This window comes from Oceanobacter mangrovi (assembly GCF_019740315.1).
Classification (GTDB): Bacteria; Pseudomonadota; Gammaproteobacteria; order Pseudomonadales; family Oceanobacteraceae; genus Oceanobacter; species Oceanobacter mangrovi.
In genome coordinates this window covers 743,357-759,960 of sequence record NZ_JAHXZR010000001.1, presented here as the reverse complement: position 1 = coordinate 759,960, position 16,604 = coordinate 743,357, and the positions used below count along the sequence as shown (strand labels likewise).

Here is a 16,604-nt window from a genome sequence, read left to right as displayed (position 1 = left end):
TTCCCCGTTACCATGCTGCGGCGTGGCAACGGGGAAGGCAGCAGAATCAGCCAGCCATGACCTTGGCATCATTGCAGCCAAAGTGCTTGCCGAGCATGGCGTGATAGAAGTTGTGGTCAGTCAGTACCCCCACCAGCTTGCCTTTTTCCATCAGTATCACCGGCTGTTCGGTGGCGTAACGGATTTCGATAGCGCGGCGCATCGAGATATCCGGGGTGGTGATCGCCATGGTGCCGGTAGCCGGAATGGAACCATTACCGCGTGAGCTGCATTCCTGCACCGGGACGTTTTTGCCGTGGCAATGAGCGGATTTACCATCGGCAGCCAGCCACAGGCTCTTCTCGCCACACACCAGCACGTCGCCATTCGTTTTGCTGAGCTTGTCGGCAGCCGTCATCAGCGAGCGGCCCGCCAATACATTAAGCGGGTTGGTGTGGGCCACAAAGTCTTCCACATAGGCGTTGGCCGGGTTCATCACGATGTCTTCCGGCGCGCCATGCTGGATGATGCGGGCGGATTCCATAATGCAGATATTGGTACCAATCTTCAGCGCTTCATCAAGGTCGTGGGATACGAACAGGATGGTCTTGTTGAGGTTACGCTGCAGTTCCAGCAACTCGTCCTGCAACTGCGCACGGATCAATGGGTCCAGTGCCGAGAAAGGTTCGTCCATCAGCAGGATGTCGCTGTCCATGGCGAAGGCACGAGCCAGACCAACCCGTTGCTGCATACCACCGGACAATTCAGACGGCAGCGAATCTTTCCAGTCGGCCAGGCCAACCATTTCCAGTTTTTCCATCGCCTTCTGGTGACGTTCAGCCTTGCCCTGTCCCATCAGTTCGAGACCGTAGGCGACGTTGTCGAGCACCGACAACCATGGCATCAGAGCGAACTTCTGGAACACCATGGAAACCCGTTCGGCACGAATACGGCGGAGGGTTTTGGCATCACAGTTACCCAGGTCAACATGACCGTTGCCGTCGGCAACCAGTACGCTGCCACGGGAAATCGGGTTCAGGCCATTCACCGCCCGCAGCAGTGACGACTTGCCGGAACCGGACAAGCCCATCAGTACACAGATTTCACCCTGCTGCACGTCGATGTTGGCGTTGTGAACACCAACAATGCTGCCGGTGGCTTCGATAATCTGTTGGCGGGTTTTACCCTGATCCAGCAGCTTGAGTGCAGGATCTACCTTGTCGCCGAAAACCACGTCGAGGTTCTTGATGGAAATTGCTGCACTCATGATTAAACCTCCGCCTTGCCAGGCGCTTTGAAAATTCGATCCAGAATGATGGCCACCAATACGATGGTGATACCGGCTTCAAAGCCCTGTGAAATGTTCACTGTGTTGAGGGCACGTACAACCGGTTTGCCCAGGCCATCAGCACCAACAAGAGCGGCGATTACCACCATCGACAGTGACAACATGATGCACTGGGTAACACCGGCCATGATGTTTGGCATTGCCGCTGGCAGCTCCACTTTCCACAACAGCTGGCGTGGAGTGGCACCAAAGGCTTTACCGGCTTCGATCAGTTCTTCCGGTACGTTACGAATACCCAGATAGGTCAGCCGAATCGGCGAGGCAATCGCAAAAATAATGGTCGAGATCAGACCCGGTACCACACCCAGACCAAACAGCACCAGAGTAGGAATCAGGTACACGAAGGTTGGGACGGTTTGCATCAAATCGAGCACCGGCCGCATATAGCTGTATACCCAGGGCTTGTGAGCCGCAAAAATCCCCAGCGGTACCCCGATCAGAATACAGATCACCGTAGCCGTCACTACCAGCACAAAGGTTTCGATCATCTCGTTCCAGTAACCGAGGTTAATGATCAGCAGCATGGCAGCGACTACAAACACCACCAGCGGAATACTGCGGTGCAGGAACCAGGCCAGCGCAGCAGTCGCCACGATAGGCACACCAGGGTGAAACCACTGGAACAGTTCCACCAGGCTGGTAATCACCCATTCCAGTGAGACAGCGGTCAGATCGAAGAACCACGCACCGTGGTTGGTCAGCCAGTCAACGAATGTTTCCATCCATGCACCCAGCGGGAGTTTGTTATCTGCTAGCCAGTTCATATCAAGCCTCTAGTCGTCTTAATTCTTGTCGACGCTGTTGCTCTGCTGCCCTGGTTGAACAACCGGGACAACAGCGAAACAACGGGGGGAACCTCTGGGAAAGTCTGCTGGCTCGGACTTGTGGGAAACCGCACCAACAGATTTTTCCGGAGGTCCCCGAACCGGCACCGCTTCATGCCGGTTCGGGTAATCCGTGCAAGCCGGATTACAGCTTCAGGTATTGCTTCACTGCTGGCAGCGCAGGCTTGCCATCTTTGGTAGTCACACCTTCCAGCCATGCATCCAGTACGCCCGGGTTCTTCTTCAGCCAGGCTTCTGCCGCCGCGGCGGGTTTGGCACCGTCATCGAGGATTGCGCCCATCACTTCGTTTTCCATCGGCAGCGTGAACTTCAGGTTGGAAACCAGCTTGCCAACGTTCGGACATTCAGTCAGGAAACCGGCACGGACGTTGGTGTGGACATCAGCACCGCCGTAGTTCGGACCAAAGAAGTCATCACCACCAGCCAGGTATTCCATCTCGATGTTGGAGTTCATTGGGTGTGGTGCCCAGCCCAGGAAAACCACCCACTTGTCACGCTTCACAGCACGTTTGACCTGCGACAGCATGCCGGCTTCAGAAGACTCCACCAGGGTGAAGTTTTTCAGGCCAAAGGCGTCGCTGTTGATCATGTCGAAGATCAGGCGGTTACCGTCGTTGCCCGGTTCAATGCCGTAGATCTTGCCGTCGAACTTGTCAGCGTTTTTGGCAATGTCAGCAAAGCTTTTCACGCCCGCGTCGTAGACATACTTGGGAACCGCCAGGGTGTACTTGGCACCCACCAGGTTGGCACCCAGGTCTTCAACGCTCTGGTCTTTCAGGTAGGGCTCGATGTCAGCCTGCATGGTTGGCATCCAGTTACCGAGAAATACATCAATGTCGTGGTTGGCCATCGACTTGTAGGTCACGGGTACCGACAGTAACTGGGTACGAGCCTTGTAACCCATGCCTTCCAGCACAGCGGAAGTCACCGCGGTAGTGGCTGTGATGTCGGTCCAGCCCACATCAGCAAAACGAACCTGATCACAATCAGCGGCCAGTACGGCACCTGACATGGTCAAAGCCAAAGCGGCGGTAGTAAGGGTCTTTCCTGCTTTCATACTTTTCTCCCGAAAATTACAGTCAACCATCAGACACCCCTTCCGGGGGCAGCCTTCAGGGGTTACTACTTCGTCAGGCGCGGTTAAGCACCTTGTTTGCTTGCTTGCTTTCTTGCTTACCTGCTTGTTTACCAGAGTCAGCGAGCGGGCGTTTGGCCGTGCCCAGGCGCTGTTTGTCTTGCCATTGCGGGTCAATCCACACTGCAGCGCCAGCCGCTGGCAGCAGGGGCTTGCCCAGAATCATGTCGGCTGCACGTTCGGCCACCATAATGGTAGGGGCGTTGAGGTTGCCGTTGGTGATGGTCGGGAAGATTGAAGAGTCGACCACCCGCAGCTGGCTGATACCGCGTACCTTGCACTCGCCGTCCAGTACCGCCATCGGGTCATCGTCTGCCCCCATCTTGCAGCTACAGGACGGGTGATAGGCACTCTCGACGTTTTCGCGTACCCAGGTATCAATCTCTGCGTCGGTCTGGACGCCCATACCTGGCTGGATTTCTTCACCGCGCAGCGCATCGAAGGCTGGCTGGTTGATGATTTCACGGGTCAGACGAATGGTGTCGCGCCAATCCTGTACATCCTGCTCAGTGCTGATGTAGTTGAACTTGATCGCTGGCTTGGCGTGCGGGTCAGCAGACACGATCGCCACCTTGCCGCGGCTTTCCGGCTTGTTCGGGCCAACGTGGACCTGGAAACCATGGCCATCAAAGGCTGCCTGACCGTCGTAACGCATCGCGGCTGGCAGGAAGTGGTACTGGATGTTTGGCCATTCCAGACCGGCACGGGAGCGAATAAAGGCACAGCTCTCGAAGTGGTTGGTGGCACCCAGGCCGTCTTTCAGCAGCATCCAGCGGCTGCCGATCATGCCCTTGCTGATCAGGTCCAGCTTGCCGTTGAGAGTGATAGACTCGTTGCAGTAGAACTGGAAGTACACTTCCAGGTGGTCCTGCAGGTTTTCGCCGACACCCGGCAGTTCGTGCTGCAGTTCCACACCAGCGTTGGCCAGCACGTCTTGCGGACCAATACCGGACAGTTGCAGCAGGGTTGGTGAACCGATTGAACCGGCTGACAAAATAACTTCCCTGGCCGCTTTGGCTTCGATCAGCTTGCCGCCTTTTTCATACTTGATGCCAACTGCGGTTTTACCTTCCAGCAAAATCTTGTGGACCACCACGCCGGTGACCAGCGTCAGATTCGGACGCTTCAGGGCATCGCGCAGGTAGGCATTGGAAGTCGACGCCCGCACACCGCCATCAACGGTCATGTGCATGGTGCCAAAGCCTTCCTGCTGGTAACCGTTGTAGTCTTCGGTGACCGGATAACCAGCATCTTTACCGGCATCGATAAAGGTCTGATACAGCGGGTTGAGGCTCATGTTGTTACCGTTGTTGGTGCCCAACGGGCCCTTGCCACCACGGTATTCGTCTTCACCCTTGAACCAGTGTTCGGCTTTCTTGAAGTACGGCAGGCAGTGCTGGTAATCCCAGCCGGCAGCACCTTGCTGCTGCCATTCGTCAAAGTCACGGGCGTGACCACGCACGTACACCATGCCGTTGATGGAAGAACCACCACCCAGCACCTTGCCGCGTGGGCAGTGCAGTACCCGGCCGTCAATCCCTTCTTCTTTAAGGGTCTCGAACTGCCAGGCGTACTTTTCGGTATTCATCGGATAGGACAAGGCAGTAGGCATCTGGATAAAAATGCTCTTGTCGCTGCCACCAGCTTCCACCACCAGTACCTTGTACTGGCCGCTTTCAGTCAGACGGTTGGCCAACACACAGCCGGCACTGCCAGCGCCGACAATGATGTAATCGTATTGAGTGCTCATTCGTAAGGGCTCTCCAGTTCACCCAGCTCGACGTAGACGCTCTTGGTCTGGGTGTAGTGGTGAAGGGTCTCGATACCGTTCTCACGGCCGATACCGGACAATTTGTAACCGCCAACCGGCATTTCTGCAGGAGAAGCACCCCAGGTGTTGATCCAGCAGATACCAGCCTGCATACGGGCAATCACCCGGTGGGCACGGGAAAAGTCTTTGGTGAACAGACCGGCGGCGAGGCCGAGGTCAGTGTTATTGGCACGCTCAACCACTTCCTCTTCGGTGCTGAACTTCAGTACCGACATCACCGGGCCAAAGATTTCTTCCTGCACGTTAGGCATGCTGTCGGTACAGTCGGCAAACACGGTTGGCTGAACGAAATAGCCGTTGGCACATTCTTCCGACAGCTCACGCTCGCCACCGATCACCAGCCGGGCACCAGCCGCCTTGGCAGCGTCGATGTAACCCAGCACCTTGCCCATATGACCTTCGCTGATCAGCGCGCCAATCTGGGTGTCCGGTTTGGCCGGGTTACCAATTTTTAATTTGGCAGTGCGTTCGGCCAGCTGGGCCAGGAAGGCGTCATAGATGGATTCGTGGACAAACACCCGGGTACCATTGGTGCAGACTTCGCCCTGGGTGTAGAAGTTGGCCATCATGGCACCGGACACCGCCGTCTTGAGGTCGGCGTCTTCAAACACGATCAGTGGTGATTTACCGCCCAGCTCCATGGTCACCGACTTCAGTGAGGAAGCGCTGGCGGCCATTACTTTCTTGCCGGTACCCACTTCACCAGTGAAGGAGATTTTTTCGATTTCAGGATGATGGGTCAGTGCTTCGCCAACCCGGTAGTCACCCTGTACGACGTTAAACACACCAGCGGGAACACCGGCTTCGGTGTAGATTTCGGCCAGTTTCAGCGCCGTCAGCGGGGTTTCTTCGGATGGCTTGAAGATCATCGCGTTACCGGCGGCCAGCGCCGGGGCGGATTTCCACATAGCGATCTGGATCGGATAGTTCCAGGCGCCGATACCCGCCACCACACCCAGTGGTTCACGACGGGTATAGAAGAAGTTGCTGCCGCCGAGGTCCTGCTGCTCGCCCTGAATGGCAGGTGCCAGACCGGCGTAATATTCGATCACGTCAGCACCGGTAACGATGTCAACACAGTCGGCTTCCTGAATTGGCTTGCCGGTATCCAGCACTTCCAGCATCGCCAGCTCATCATTGCGTTGACGCAAGAGTTCAACGGCCTTGCGCAAAATGCGGCTGCGTTGCATGCCCGTCATCGCCGACCAGACCCGGAAACCTTCCTGTGCCGAAGCTACCGCCTTGTCGACGTCAGCGGTGGAAGCCTGTTGAACCAGGGCAATTACTTCCCCGGTAGCCGGGTTGCGGGTAGCGAAGGTTTCGCCGGACGTCGCATCCTGATACTGGCCGTGAATGTACAAAGCTTGGGTTTCCATCGTGTCTGTTACCTGTTTGATTTAGCTGAATTCGTAGGCGACTGCTGCCGTCTTGTCGCGCTGGCTGGCCAGCTGCTGGCGGATGTAGTCATTGATCAGTTTTTTGGCCATCTCGACATCGATACCTTCTGGCCGCAGTGCGCCGCGCAACCAGATACCGTCGATTAGTGCCGCAATGGTCTGAGCTACCTGCAGGGCCTGCTCATAGGGCATCACCTGCTTGAGTTCATAACGCAGGTGCGACAGCAGTCGCTGTTCGTTAACCCGTTGCAGCCGATACAGCGCCGGTTCGTGCATGGACTGGGTCCAGAACGCCAACCAGGTTTTCACCACCCGGCTTTCCGTCTGGCTGTTGTCGAAGTTACCGCTGACGATGGCGTTCAAACGCCCCACCACATCACCGCGATCAATTTGCTGCAGCCGCGAGGTCACACTCTCGGACAACTGTCGCAGCACCGTTCGCATGGTGGCTTCGAGCAAATTGTCCTTGCCGCCAAAGTGGTGGTTGATGATGGCAGGCGAAACACCGGCTTTGCCGCTGATCATCACAACACTGGCTTTATGCAGACCGACTTCGTTGATGGCGTCCATGGTGGCGTCAATCAGTTGTGGTCTACGTATTTCTGCAACTCCCAACTTCGGCATAGAACCTTCCTTGCACTGACACAAAATCGTTTCTTAAATGACCGTTTAATAAAAAAACATGGACCAAAGTCCCATGTCAACTGGGGTGTCGGGGATAAACAAGGCTGGCGGGAATGAGCAGCAAGATGTCGCAAAGAGTGTTAAACCCTTAAATACCCAGTATTTATGCGACTTCCAGCGGCATCAAATAAGTTAGAGATGTAAATATTAACGGGGCGAAATACTTAGCAGAAAAAATGCCACTTTTAACAAGTGTCGCGATGCATGTCGCTCAGGGATACGAATTCAGGACATATCAAGACTGAACACAAATTCATCAAACGCCAATGTGAGCATTCCGGGCCAAATCGTCCAAAAGATGACGCCCAGACAGACGAATGGCGGTTTGTTGTCGATGGATAAAGTCATTGACGCTAACAGGCAAACCGCCGGACGGCCAAACCGTCAACAAGTGTCAGAAAAATAGCGAGAAGCCAGCAAAAACAAGGGCTACAGGGAAGAAAGCAGAAAAACGACCTGGCCGACCTAGCAAAGCCAGACCGCTGACATTTTAGCCAAATGCGGAGAGATGGTATCTACCCGACAACAACGACGGGATATATCCATGTAGGATGGGTCATGCCCAGAGATTGTTGGGGGGCAGCTCAAAGCAGGGAGTGTGGGCGTCTCGCCCACATATGCAGGCGGGACGCCTGCGCTCCGACCGGGTGGCTACTGCTTCAGCATTCAGGCTTCAGCAGGCTGACCAGTCACTGGCATCACCAGCCGCCGGACGTTGTAAGCCACCACCACTGCGCCAAACATCATGGCAGCCATGGCAACCGGCGTGCCGTCTGAGGCAACACTGACCAGGCCACCGGCCAGACCACCACTAAGGAAGCCCAGCGCGCCACTCAATGCCGCCGCCGTTCCGGCCAGCCGTGGGTAGAACTCAATAATAGAAGCGTTGGCGTTGGCGACCACAAAGCCATGGCAGCCAACATAGGCCATCAGCATCAGGGTCAGCGCCCACACTGGCAGATTCGGAAACAGCAGAATCCCCGCCAGCATCACCGCCGCGACCACCATTTGCAGACGCTGGCCGAGTGAAATCAGGTAAGGCGGCATGTGCTTTTTCAGCATTTTCAGGTTGACCTTGCTCATCGCCACCATGGTCAGCACCACACAGGCGAAGGTAATCGGATACTGGTTTTCAGTGAGGCCGTAGTGGCCCATATAAATACCCGGTGACGCGGTAATAAACGACAGCATGGCGGCGTAGGCACCAATCACACTGGCCAGATACCCCCAGACACGACGGTCCGACAGAATGGTCCAGTAGTTTTTCAGCGGATTACCACCGGTGGCGACCGCCCGGGTTTCTGGCAGCCGCTTCCAGAACAGCAGCATCAGCAACAGCGCGTAGACCATCAGGAAACCAAAAATGGTGTGCCATTCCGCCAGTTTCAGAATCGCCAGCCCCAGCAAGGGAGCAACCAGCGGCGCGATCATCATTACCTGAATCACCCGGATCATCGCCGCCGCGCCTTCACGGCCACTGGCGAGGTCACGAATAATCGCCTGGCTGTTCACCACCGCCAGACCACCACCCAGGGCCTGTACCACCCGGAACGCCAGCATATATTCCAGCGTTGGGGCCAGCATGATGCCAAGGCAGCCAAGCGCAAAAATCGACAGTCCGATCAACACCATACGACGGCGACCAAAACGATCCGACAGCGGCCCGCCACTGACCTGCCCGGCAGCAAAGCCAAGCAGGAAAAAACTCACCGCCAGCTCAACATCGTGCAGGCTGCGGCCATAATCCTCGGCAATGGTCGGTACCGCGACCAGATAAATATCGGTTGCCAATGGCACCAGCGCGGTCAGCGCCGACAGCATCAACAACAGCGCCGGGGTCAAACGTTCAGAAACTTCAGACATACATCTCCAACAGTGATGGATCACCCGATAGCGGCTGGCGACATCCGTATGTGCAAAAAACAAACAGCAAAGCCGAAGCATCCAACGGAAACTTCGGCGCATCAGCAATATCAGGCAGGGGGAATAATTTTGCAGGTTTTCATCCGGCAGCTTTCAGGGAGCCATCCCTTGGGAAGGGAGACTTGCAGGTGCCAGCCGGGAAACCGGGTTTTGGCGAAACGATACCGATTGCCGTTTGTTGAAACAAGACGGACAAACGAGTTTGATTAATCCATAAACAGAACAATTTTTGTGCTGACTGGCCTTTTTTGCACTGTTTTTGCACTACGCCACAAGCACCAGGCCCGCGGCTGTTGAAAAGCCTGTGGAAAACCCGCCAAAAAACCTTCACAAGCTATGTATAAGCCTGTGGAAAAATCTTCACCAAATTGTCATGTCCCCATTCGGCGGCCATCGCTGTCTTTCCTGATGACTGTTTCAGAAGCCAGTCGGGCTTCAAAACCCTTTACTCTCATCGGGATCAAACCATGACTACTGCAACCAGCCGCAACAAACAGGGCTTGCTCTACACCGCCATGATGGCCGCTACCGCCATGATGCTGACTGCCTGTGGCAGCGACGACAACCACCACTCTACCAGCGTGGAAACAACCACAGACACAGCAATCAGCGTCGCCAAACCCACCGTACCAGCAGGTCTGGGTCGCGAAGGTTATGCTGCCGTGCCAAGCGTTGACTACCCGTTCCCGGTAATTGAAAACGCCGACAATAATGCAGACAGCAGCCTGCGTTACATCCTCTCGCAGAACGCTGTCGCCTATGCCCTGCGTGGCATGAACAGCATCTGGCAAGGTACCAGCGACGAGTATCAGGAAGCCGCTTCCGGTAATGGTCCGGACAGCTACATCGACTCCCCCATTGTTAACGCCACCGCCTGGCAGGAAAACATCCAGTACGTTATCGACGTCACCAACAACCGCACGGACGATGAAGCCATTCTGGCTTTCCTCGATGACCGTCGTTCCAAGAACTACTCGGTGATCGACGGTTTTGGTCCGCTGACTGAAGCCTACGTCGAAGCTTCCGGTGCCTACGTTGAGCTGGATGGCATCACCAAAGCCGAAGTGCTTGAAGACGAACACTATGCACCGGACGACAACGACAACTCCAAGTACATGGGTGCCGCAACCGCCTATGTCGAATCCGGCGATTCCGCCGAAGTCATGCCACTGACCAAGGTCGCCGACCTGGTGTACCGTTTCCGTCAGGCATCCCCCGCTTCAACCAGCCCATCCAAATACATTTATGCCAGCCCACGCCCATGGCGTATGGATGACACCGGTGCAGTAGACTTCCAGGGCACCACCGGCTACAGCTACTCCTGTATTGATGAAGAAGGTAACGAAAGCCTTAACAGCTACGACACCTACACCTCCAGCGTGAGTGTCATTCCAGGTCTGATGTGCGCCCGCCGAGCCCACAGCAGCAGCGATGAAAGCAAAGGTCTTTACAGCGCCGACGGAGATGGTCGCCGCAAGGACGGTGGTTACCCATCCGGCCACACCAACGCCGCTACCCTGGCGTCACTGGCCTACGCCTATGCCTTGCCTGAGCGTTTCGCAGAAATGGTTGCCCGTGGTGCCCAGCTGGGTGAAAACCGCATAGTTGCCGGTATGCACTCGCCTGCCGACGTGATTGGTGGCCGTATCCACGCCCTCACCGTTGCCGCCTACGCGCTCAACAACGACGATGGTGCCACTGTTGCCGATGAAGCCCAGCAAACCGCCCAGAGCTATTTTGGCGAACTGGCCGCCGCTGCCGGTATGAGCCTGTACGACTACGCCCACCAAACCGTCGCCAGCGAAGCCGGTTATAGCTACACCGAAAACGGCACCGAATACGTCAATGTTGAAGTGTTCAACAACAACATCTATGACGATTTCGACGCCATTCAGCAAACCTACCGTTTCCGTCTGACCTACGGCATGAGCCAGGACACCGACGCCGCCGGTGCAGACCCCATCGTACCGGAAGGCGCTGAAGCCCTGCTGAAATCCCGCCTGCCGTACCTCAGCGCCGAACAACGTCGTGTTGTAATGGCCAGCACTGAAATCGATTCTGGCTACCCGCTGCTGGACGACTCCAACGGTTGGGGCCGCCTTGATCTGGTCAGCGCATCAGCCGGTTACGGTGCCTTCGACGCTGACGTCAGCGTTTACATGGAAGCTGGCAAAGGCGGTTTTAACGCCAAAGACTGGTGGCGCAACGACATCAGTGGTGCTGGCAAGCTGACCAAATCCGGCAGCGGCACTCTGGTACTGACCGGCGACAACAGCTACAGCGGTGGCACCGTGATCGAAGCCGGTGTCCTGAGCGCAGCTTCCGACGCGGCGTTTGGTAGTGGCACCGTCTATGTCAGCGGTGGTGATATGCAGATCGACGCCGATGGCGCTGTGGCTGTCAGTGATCTGCTGATTGACGCAGCAGGTACCCTGGCGGTAGAGATGGACGACGACAGCAACCAGCTTGCTGTCAGCGGCACAGCCTATGTCGAAGGTGCCGCGCTGGAACTGAGCTTCGACTCAGCCCCAACAGCCGGTACTGAGTACACCATTCTGACAGCCGACGAAATCGGCGGTGAATTTGGTTCTGTGTACGCTGGCGACGTTGAAGTCAGCCTCAGCTATACCGCCACCAGTGTAATTGCCACGGTTGAATAACACTCCGAGCAGCACCCGGGCTGGCATTCGTCAGCCCATCTGATGGCATCTGCAGGATCTTGAATCCGGGATGCCCAAAAGCCGAAAGGATTCGGCCTTTTATCCATCCGGTTCAGTCAGAAGTACGCCCGGCGCATAACCGCATCAGGATATCAATCAACAGGTCCTTTTCCCCTGGCCGCAATACGGCTTCGAGGTCAGTTTCGTGCTGCAGCACACGGTCGACCAGTTGCTGGTAGAAACGCTCACCGTTTTCGGTGAGGTAAAGCGCGTAGGAACGACGATCAGTCAGCGATGGCCGCCGCTCCACCAGATCCTTCTTTTCGAGTTTGTCGACCGCCGCCACCATGGCCGAGCGATCATTGCCCAACGCCTGGGAAATGGCAGTCTGGGTACGACCCGGATTCTGTTTTACCAGTACCAGCACGCCAAACAGACCCGGACTGACACCAAGGTCGTTACAGGCGCTGGAGAAGCTGTTGAAAAATACCAGCTGGGCACGACGCAGGCGGTAACCAATCAGTTCATGAAGAATACCGAAGTCGAGCTTGTCTGTAGGTTTGCTAGCCATGGTCGATTAGGTCTGTCAGCAGAAATATCAATTTCAGCCAATTGTATCAAATAGCAACAATACTGACATTCAACAGTTTCGTTTTTGACAACAAAGGCCGGACAAAACCAACAACTGCCCCCCGCCGGTGCGGCTCTGCCTCAGGCTTGCTGCAGGAGAAGGTACGGGAGAAGTTGCGGGTCAGCCCAGCGGCCTGGCCACCGGGCTGTAAGAGGTGGGAGTGCAACGCCTGCCTAACCCCGGTGCAAGGGAGTCAGACAGACGTGCATCCCAATTCGATTACAACGAGCCGACTTGCAGCTGCTGCTGGTATTTCTTGATCAGCTGGTTGGCTTCGTCGTACAGACGCTGGCCGTCGCTGCCCATGTCGTCAATCCAGTCATCCGTCACAGACTGCATGGCCTGTTTCCAGTGCTGGGTTTCATCCGCAGGCAGGGTGTAAAAGGTGTTGCCGTTGTCGACGGCGACCTGACGGGCAACCAGCTCAGCCTTGTCGTACTTCTGGCCAATCTGCTGAGCCAGCTCGATGCCGGAATTGTTGTCGATCACTTGCTGCAGATCCGCAGGCAGTTTTTCGTAGGCTTTCTTGTTCATGCTGAAGATGAAGAACTGCAGGTACAGACCACGGTCACCCTTGATCTCGGTGTGGTATGGAGCCAGTTCATGGATCTTGAACGGAGCAACCACTTCAAACGGCAACACGGCCACATCAACGATGCCTTTCGACAGCGCGCTGGTCATCTGGGTCACAGGCATAAACAACGCACTGGCACCGACATTAGTGAAGGCTTCGGCCATCGCCTTGTTGGGCGCACGGACTTTCTTGTCAGACAGGTCTGCCATGCTCTTGATCAGGCTGTCACGACCATGCAGGGAGCCCGGGGAATGGGTGTGCAACGCCAGTACGTGAACGTCTGACAGTTCTTTCTGCATTTCCTTTTCGCCGTACTCCTGCATTGCCATGCTGGCGACTTCGTCAGAGCTGGCAGCCATGAATGGCAATTCGAATACAGAGCCTTTCGGGAAACGGCCCGGGGTGTAACCGGCGACGGTCCAGGTGATATCGGCCACGCCTTTGCGAGCCTGATCAAACAACTGTGGTGGCTTGCCACCCAATTGCATGGCCGGATAAATATCAATCTTGATACGACCGTTGGATTCTTTGGCGATCTTCTCTGCCCACGGCTCCATGATCTCTTTATTGACCATCGACATAGGTGGCAGGAAGTGGTGTAACTTGAATGAGTATTCCGCTTCTGCCTGGGCAGAAATAGCGGTGGTCAGGCCGCTCAGGGAAATACCCAGAGCTACCATCAGGTTTTTGATCTTCATTTAGGCACCTTACTTATTTTTATTGGTTAATGACCAGCCACGACATCCATCAGTACTGCTTGCCGGGGACAGGCCCACCAGAAAACAGAGCGACTCTGCTCATAGCAGCAGCGACTCGGCTCAGAGCAACATTGCTGTTCTTCATGTCATTCCATGATTTAGTTTGTGAAGGCAAACTGTTTATGTCAACAACAGTTTTGTGGTCCTGTGTTTTTCCGCGCCAGCCCTGCGATCACTCAAAATCCCGTAAACCGCGTCATTACGGCCTTATTTATCTTTTAAAAGCCCAAGATATCAGCCGTTGTTTGAATTTCAGACTTTGGTCGCAAGGAGCTGTTGAACAATTAGCTATTGCAAATTGTTGTACACACAAACTATATTTAATTCCAACAAAGTGAGTCAGCCCGTTCCGGGATGCCTCCGGGAAATACGGAAACCTGCTCAGCAGACTGACAGGTTTTCTCAGCCAGACCGTTATCAAGCCAAAATAACAACGGAGATAACCATGAACTTCGAACGCCTGAACCCATTGACTGGCGAGGTTGCCAGCACCGCCGTGGCCATGCAGGCCAGCGACATTGCTGCCGTCACCGCCACTGCCCAGAAAGGCTTTGAAGCCTGGTCAGAAATGGGTCCTAACGCCCGTCGTACTGTCCTGATGAAAGCCGCCGATGCGCTGGCTGCCCGTCAGGCCGATTTCATCGATGCCATGGCTAACGAAATTGGTGCCACCGCGGGTTGGGCCGGTTTTAACGTGATGCTGGCGACTTCCATGCTGCGTGAAGCCGCTTCCCTGACGACGCAAATTTCTGGTGAAATCATTCCGTCTGACAAGCCTGGCTGTCTGGCCATGGCCGTGCGTCAGCCTGTTGGTGTGATCCTCGGCATTGCGCCATGGAACGCGCCCATCATTCTGGGTGTGCGTGCGATTTCTACCGCACTGGCGTGTGGTAACTCGGTGATTCTGAAGTGTTCTGAAATCTGTCCACAGACTCACTCGCTGATCATTGAAGCACTGGCCGAAGCCGGTTTCCCGGAAGGTACCGTGAACTACGTGACCAACGCTCCCGCTGATGCTGGTGAGGTGGTTGGCGCCCTGATCGACGCGCCGGAAGTGAAACGCATCAACTTCACCGGTTCCACCGAAGTGGGTCGCATCATCGCCAAGCGCGCCGCCGAGCACCTGAAGCCCTGCCTGCTGGAACTGGGCGGCAAGGCTCCATTCGTAGTGCTGGAAGATGCCGACCTCGACGAAGCTGTGAAAGCCGCGTCTTTCGGTGCCTACATGAACCAGGGTCAGATCTGTATGTCGACCGAGCGTCTGGTGGTGGTTGAGTCCGTGGCTGAAGCCTTCGCTGCCAAACTGGCAGAGAAAGTTGCTTCCATGAAGACCGGCGACCCACGTGAAGGCAACACTCCGCTGGGTGCGGTGGTGGATCTGAAGACCGCTTCCAAGGTTAACGACCTGATCGACGACGCCGTTGCCAAAGGCGCCACCCTGCTGACCGGCGGTAAAGCCGATTCCGTGCTGATGCCAGCCACGCTGCTGGGTAACGTCACCAAGGAAATGCGCATTTACAGCGAAGAAAGCTTCGGGCCGATTTGCGCCATGATCATCGCCAAGGACGAAGCGGATGCCATCCGTATCGCCAACGACAGCGAATACGGTCTGAGCGCGTCCGTGTTCACCCAGAACACCGCTCGCGGTATGAAAGTGGCCAAGCAGATCCATTCCGGTATCTGTCACATCAACGGTGCCACCGTCCACGACGAAGCCCAGATGCCATTCGGTGGTGTTGGCGCGTCCGGTTACGGCCGTTTTGGTGGCAAGGCGGGTATCGACCAGTTCTCTGAACTGCGCTGGATCACCATGGAAACCGAGCCAGGTCACTATCCGATCTAAACACGGGCCGATCCAAGAGCAGGCCAGTCTAAACACTGGTCGATCGGATCAACCGAATGACCAAACATCAACCGGTGTGACGACTTTCTCCGTCACATCGGTACCAAACCAACAGAAGAATTTAAACAGGTTTTGATATGAGCATTTACGAAAAAGATATCCCACAGGACGAAATCGATACCGTTGCCTACGAAGTTTCCAATGGTGTTGCCTGGGTCAGCTTTAACCGTGCAGAAAAACGTAACTGCATGAGCCCGAAACTGAACCGTCAGATGATGCGTGTGCTGGACAAGCTGGAATTCGATCCGGAAGTCAGCGTACTGGTACTGACTGGTGAAGGTACTGCCTGGACGGCCGGTATGGACCTGAAGGAATACTTCCGTGAAAACGAAGGTAAAGGCCTGGGTGCAACCCGTGGTGCCCAGCGTGAATCCTACGGTTGGTGGCGTCGTCTGCGTTGGTACCAGAAGCCAACCATCGCCATGGTCAACGGCTGGTGCTTCGGTGGCGGTTACGGCCCGCTGTACGCCTGTGACCTGGCGTTCGCGGCTGAAGACGTGCAGTTTGGTCTGTCCGAAATCAACTGGGGCATCCTGCCTGGCGGCGGCGCGACCAAGGTGGCTACTGACCTGCTGTCTTTCCGTAACGCCATGTACCACTCCATGATGGGTGAAAACATCACCGGCAAGACTGCTGCTGAATGGGGCCTGATCAACGAAGCCGTACCAGCTGACCAGCTGAAAGCTCGTGTGACTGAAGTCTGTGAAGTCCTGAAAGCGAAGAACCCGGTTGCCCTGAAAGCCACCAAAGACGCCGTTCGTCGCGTGCAGGAAATGACCTACGACAACGCCGAAGACTACCTGGTACGTGCCCAGGAAGCGGCCAACTTCTTCGATAACGACGGTCGTAAGGAAGGCATCAAGCAGTTCATCGACGACAAGACCTACAAGCCAGGTCTGGGTGCTTACGACAAGTCCAAACAGGGCAAGTAAGTAA

At 55.7% G+C, this 16,604-nt stretch carries 12 protein-coding genes; 3 read left to right on the top strand and 9 right to left on the bottom strand.

The genetic code is table 11. The features are described 5' to 3' along the window. Positions 1-46 precede the first annotated feature (46 nt). The 7 genes from choV to K6123_RS03295 form a co-directional block, all read right to left on the bottom strand. Positions 47-1,246, bottom strand: a complete 1,200-nt coding sequence (gene choV, locus K6123_RS03325) for a choline ABC transporter ATP-binding protein (RefSeq protein ID WP_221794064.1) — start codon at positions 1,244-1,246, stop codon at positions 47-49. 2 nt (positions 1,247-1,248) lie between these two features. Continuing rightward, entirely contained in the window at positions 1,249-2,091 is an 843-nt protein-coding gene (gene choW / locus K6123_RS03320; RefSeq protein WP_221794062.1) for a choline ABC transporter permease subunit, read from the bottom strand. Between the two features lie 205 nt (positions 2,092-2,296). Then, positions 2,297-3,229: a choline ABC transporter substrate-binding protein gene (locus K6123_RS03315; protein WP_221794059.1), complete on the bottom strand. Its 933-nt coding sequence runs from the start codon at positions 3,227-3,229 to the stop codon at positions 2,297-2,299. A 73-nt stretch (positions 3,230-3,302) separates the two neighbouring features. Then, on the bottom strand, positions 3,303-5,057 hold the full coding sequence (gene betA, locus K6123_RS03310) for a choline dehydrogenase (RefSeq protein ID WP_221794057.1): 1,755 nt from the start codon (positions 5,055-5,057) through the stop codon (positions 3,303-3,305). After that, positions 5,054-6,514, bottom strand: a complete 1,461-nt coding sequence (betB, locus tag K6123_RS03305) for a betaine-aldehyde dehydrogenase (RefSeq protein WP_221794055.1) — start codon at positions 6,512-6,514, stop codon at positions 5,054-5,056. Before betB ends, betA begins: the two co-directional genes overlap by 4 nt. 21 nt (positions 6,515-6,535) lie before the next feature. After that, positions 6,536-7,159, bottom strand: coding sequence for a transcriptional regulator BetI (gene betI / locus K6123_RS03300; protein WP_221794053.1), 624 nt, complete (start codon positions 7,157-7,159; stop codon positions 6,536-6,538). A 726-nt stretch (positions 7,160-7,885) separates the two neighbouring features. Then, positions 7,886-9,082: a multidrug effflux MFS transporter gene (locus K6123_RS03295; RefSeq protein WP_221794051.1), complete on the bottom strand. Its 1,197-nt coding sequence runs from the start codon at positions 9,080-9,082 to the stop codon at positions 7,886-7,888. Between the two features lie 527 nt (positions 9,083-9,609). Between K6123_RS03295 and K6123_RS03290 the strand changes: the two genes are divergently transcribed. Then, entirely contained in the window at positions 9,610-11,802 is a 2,193-nt protein-coding gene (locus tag K6123_RS03290) for an autotransporter-associated beta strand repeat-containing protein (RefSeq protein ID WP_221794049.1), read from the top strand. A gap of 112 nt (positions 11,803-11,914) precedes the next feature. Here the strand turns inward: K6123_RS03290 and K6123_RS03285 are convergent, their stop codons facing one another. Together K6123_RS03285 and K6123_RS03280 are read right to left on the bottom strand one after the other, a co-directional pair. After that, the gene (locus K6123_RS03285) at positions 11,915-12,373 is read right to left on the bottom strand and encodes a MarR family winged helix-turn-helix transcriptional regulator (RefSeq protein WP_221794047.1); all 459 of its coding nucleotides are present in this window, start codon (positions 12,371-12,373) and stop codon (positions 11,915-11,917) included. A 279-nt stretch (positions 12,374-12,652) separates the two neighbouring features. Beyond that, a complete protein-coding gene (locus K6123_RS03280; RefSeq protein WP_246624574.1) occupies positions 12,653-13,705 on the bottom strand; it encodes a TRAP transporter substrate-binding protein in 1,053 nt (350 codons plus the stop codon). A gap of 505 nt (positions 13,706-14,210) precedes the next feature. On the opposite strand from K6123_RS03280, the gene K6123_RS03275 reads away from it, so the two are divergent. Both K6123_RS03275 and K6123_RS03270 read left to right on the top strand, forming a co-directional pair. Further along, positions 14,211-15,608: an aldehyde dehydrogenase gene (locus K6123_RS03275; protein WP_221794045.1), complete on the top strand. Its 1,398-nt coding sequence runs from the start codon at positions 14,211-14,213 to the stop codon at positions 15,606-15,608. 137 nt (positions 15,609-15,745) lie between these two features. Beyond that, entirely contained in the window at positions 15,746-16,600 is an 855-nt protein-coding gene (locus tag K6123_RS03270; protein ID WP_221794043.1) for a p-hydroxycinnamoyl CoA hydratase/lyase, read from the top strand. The last annotated feature ends 4 nt before the right edge of the window (positions 16,601-16,604 follow it).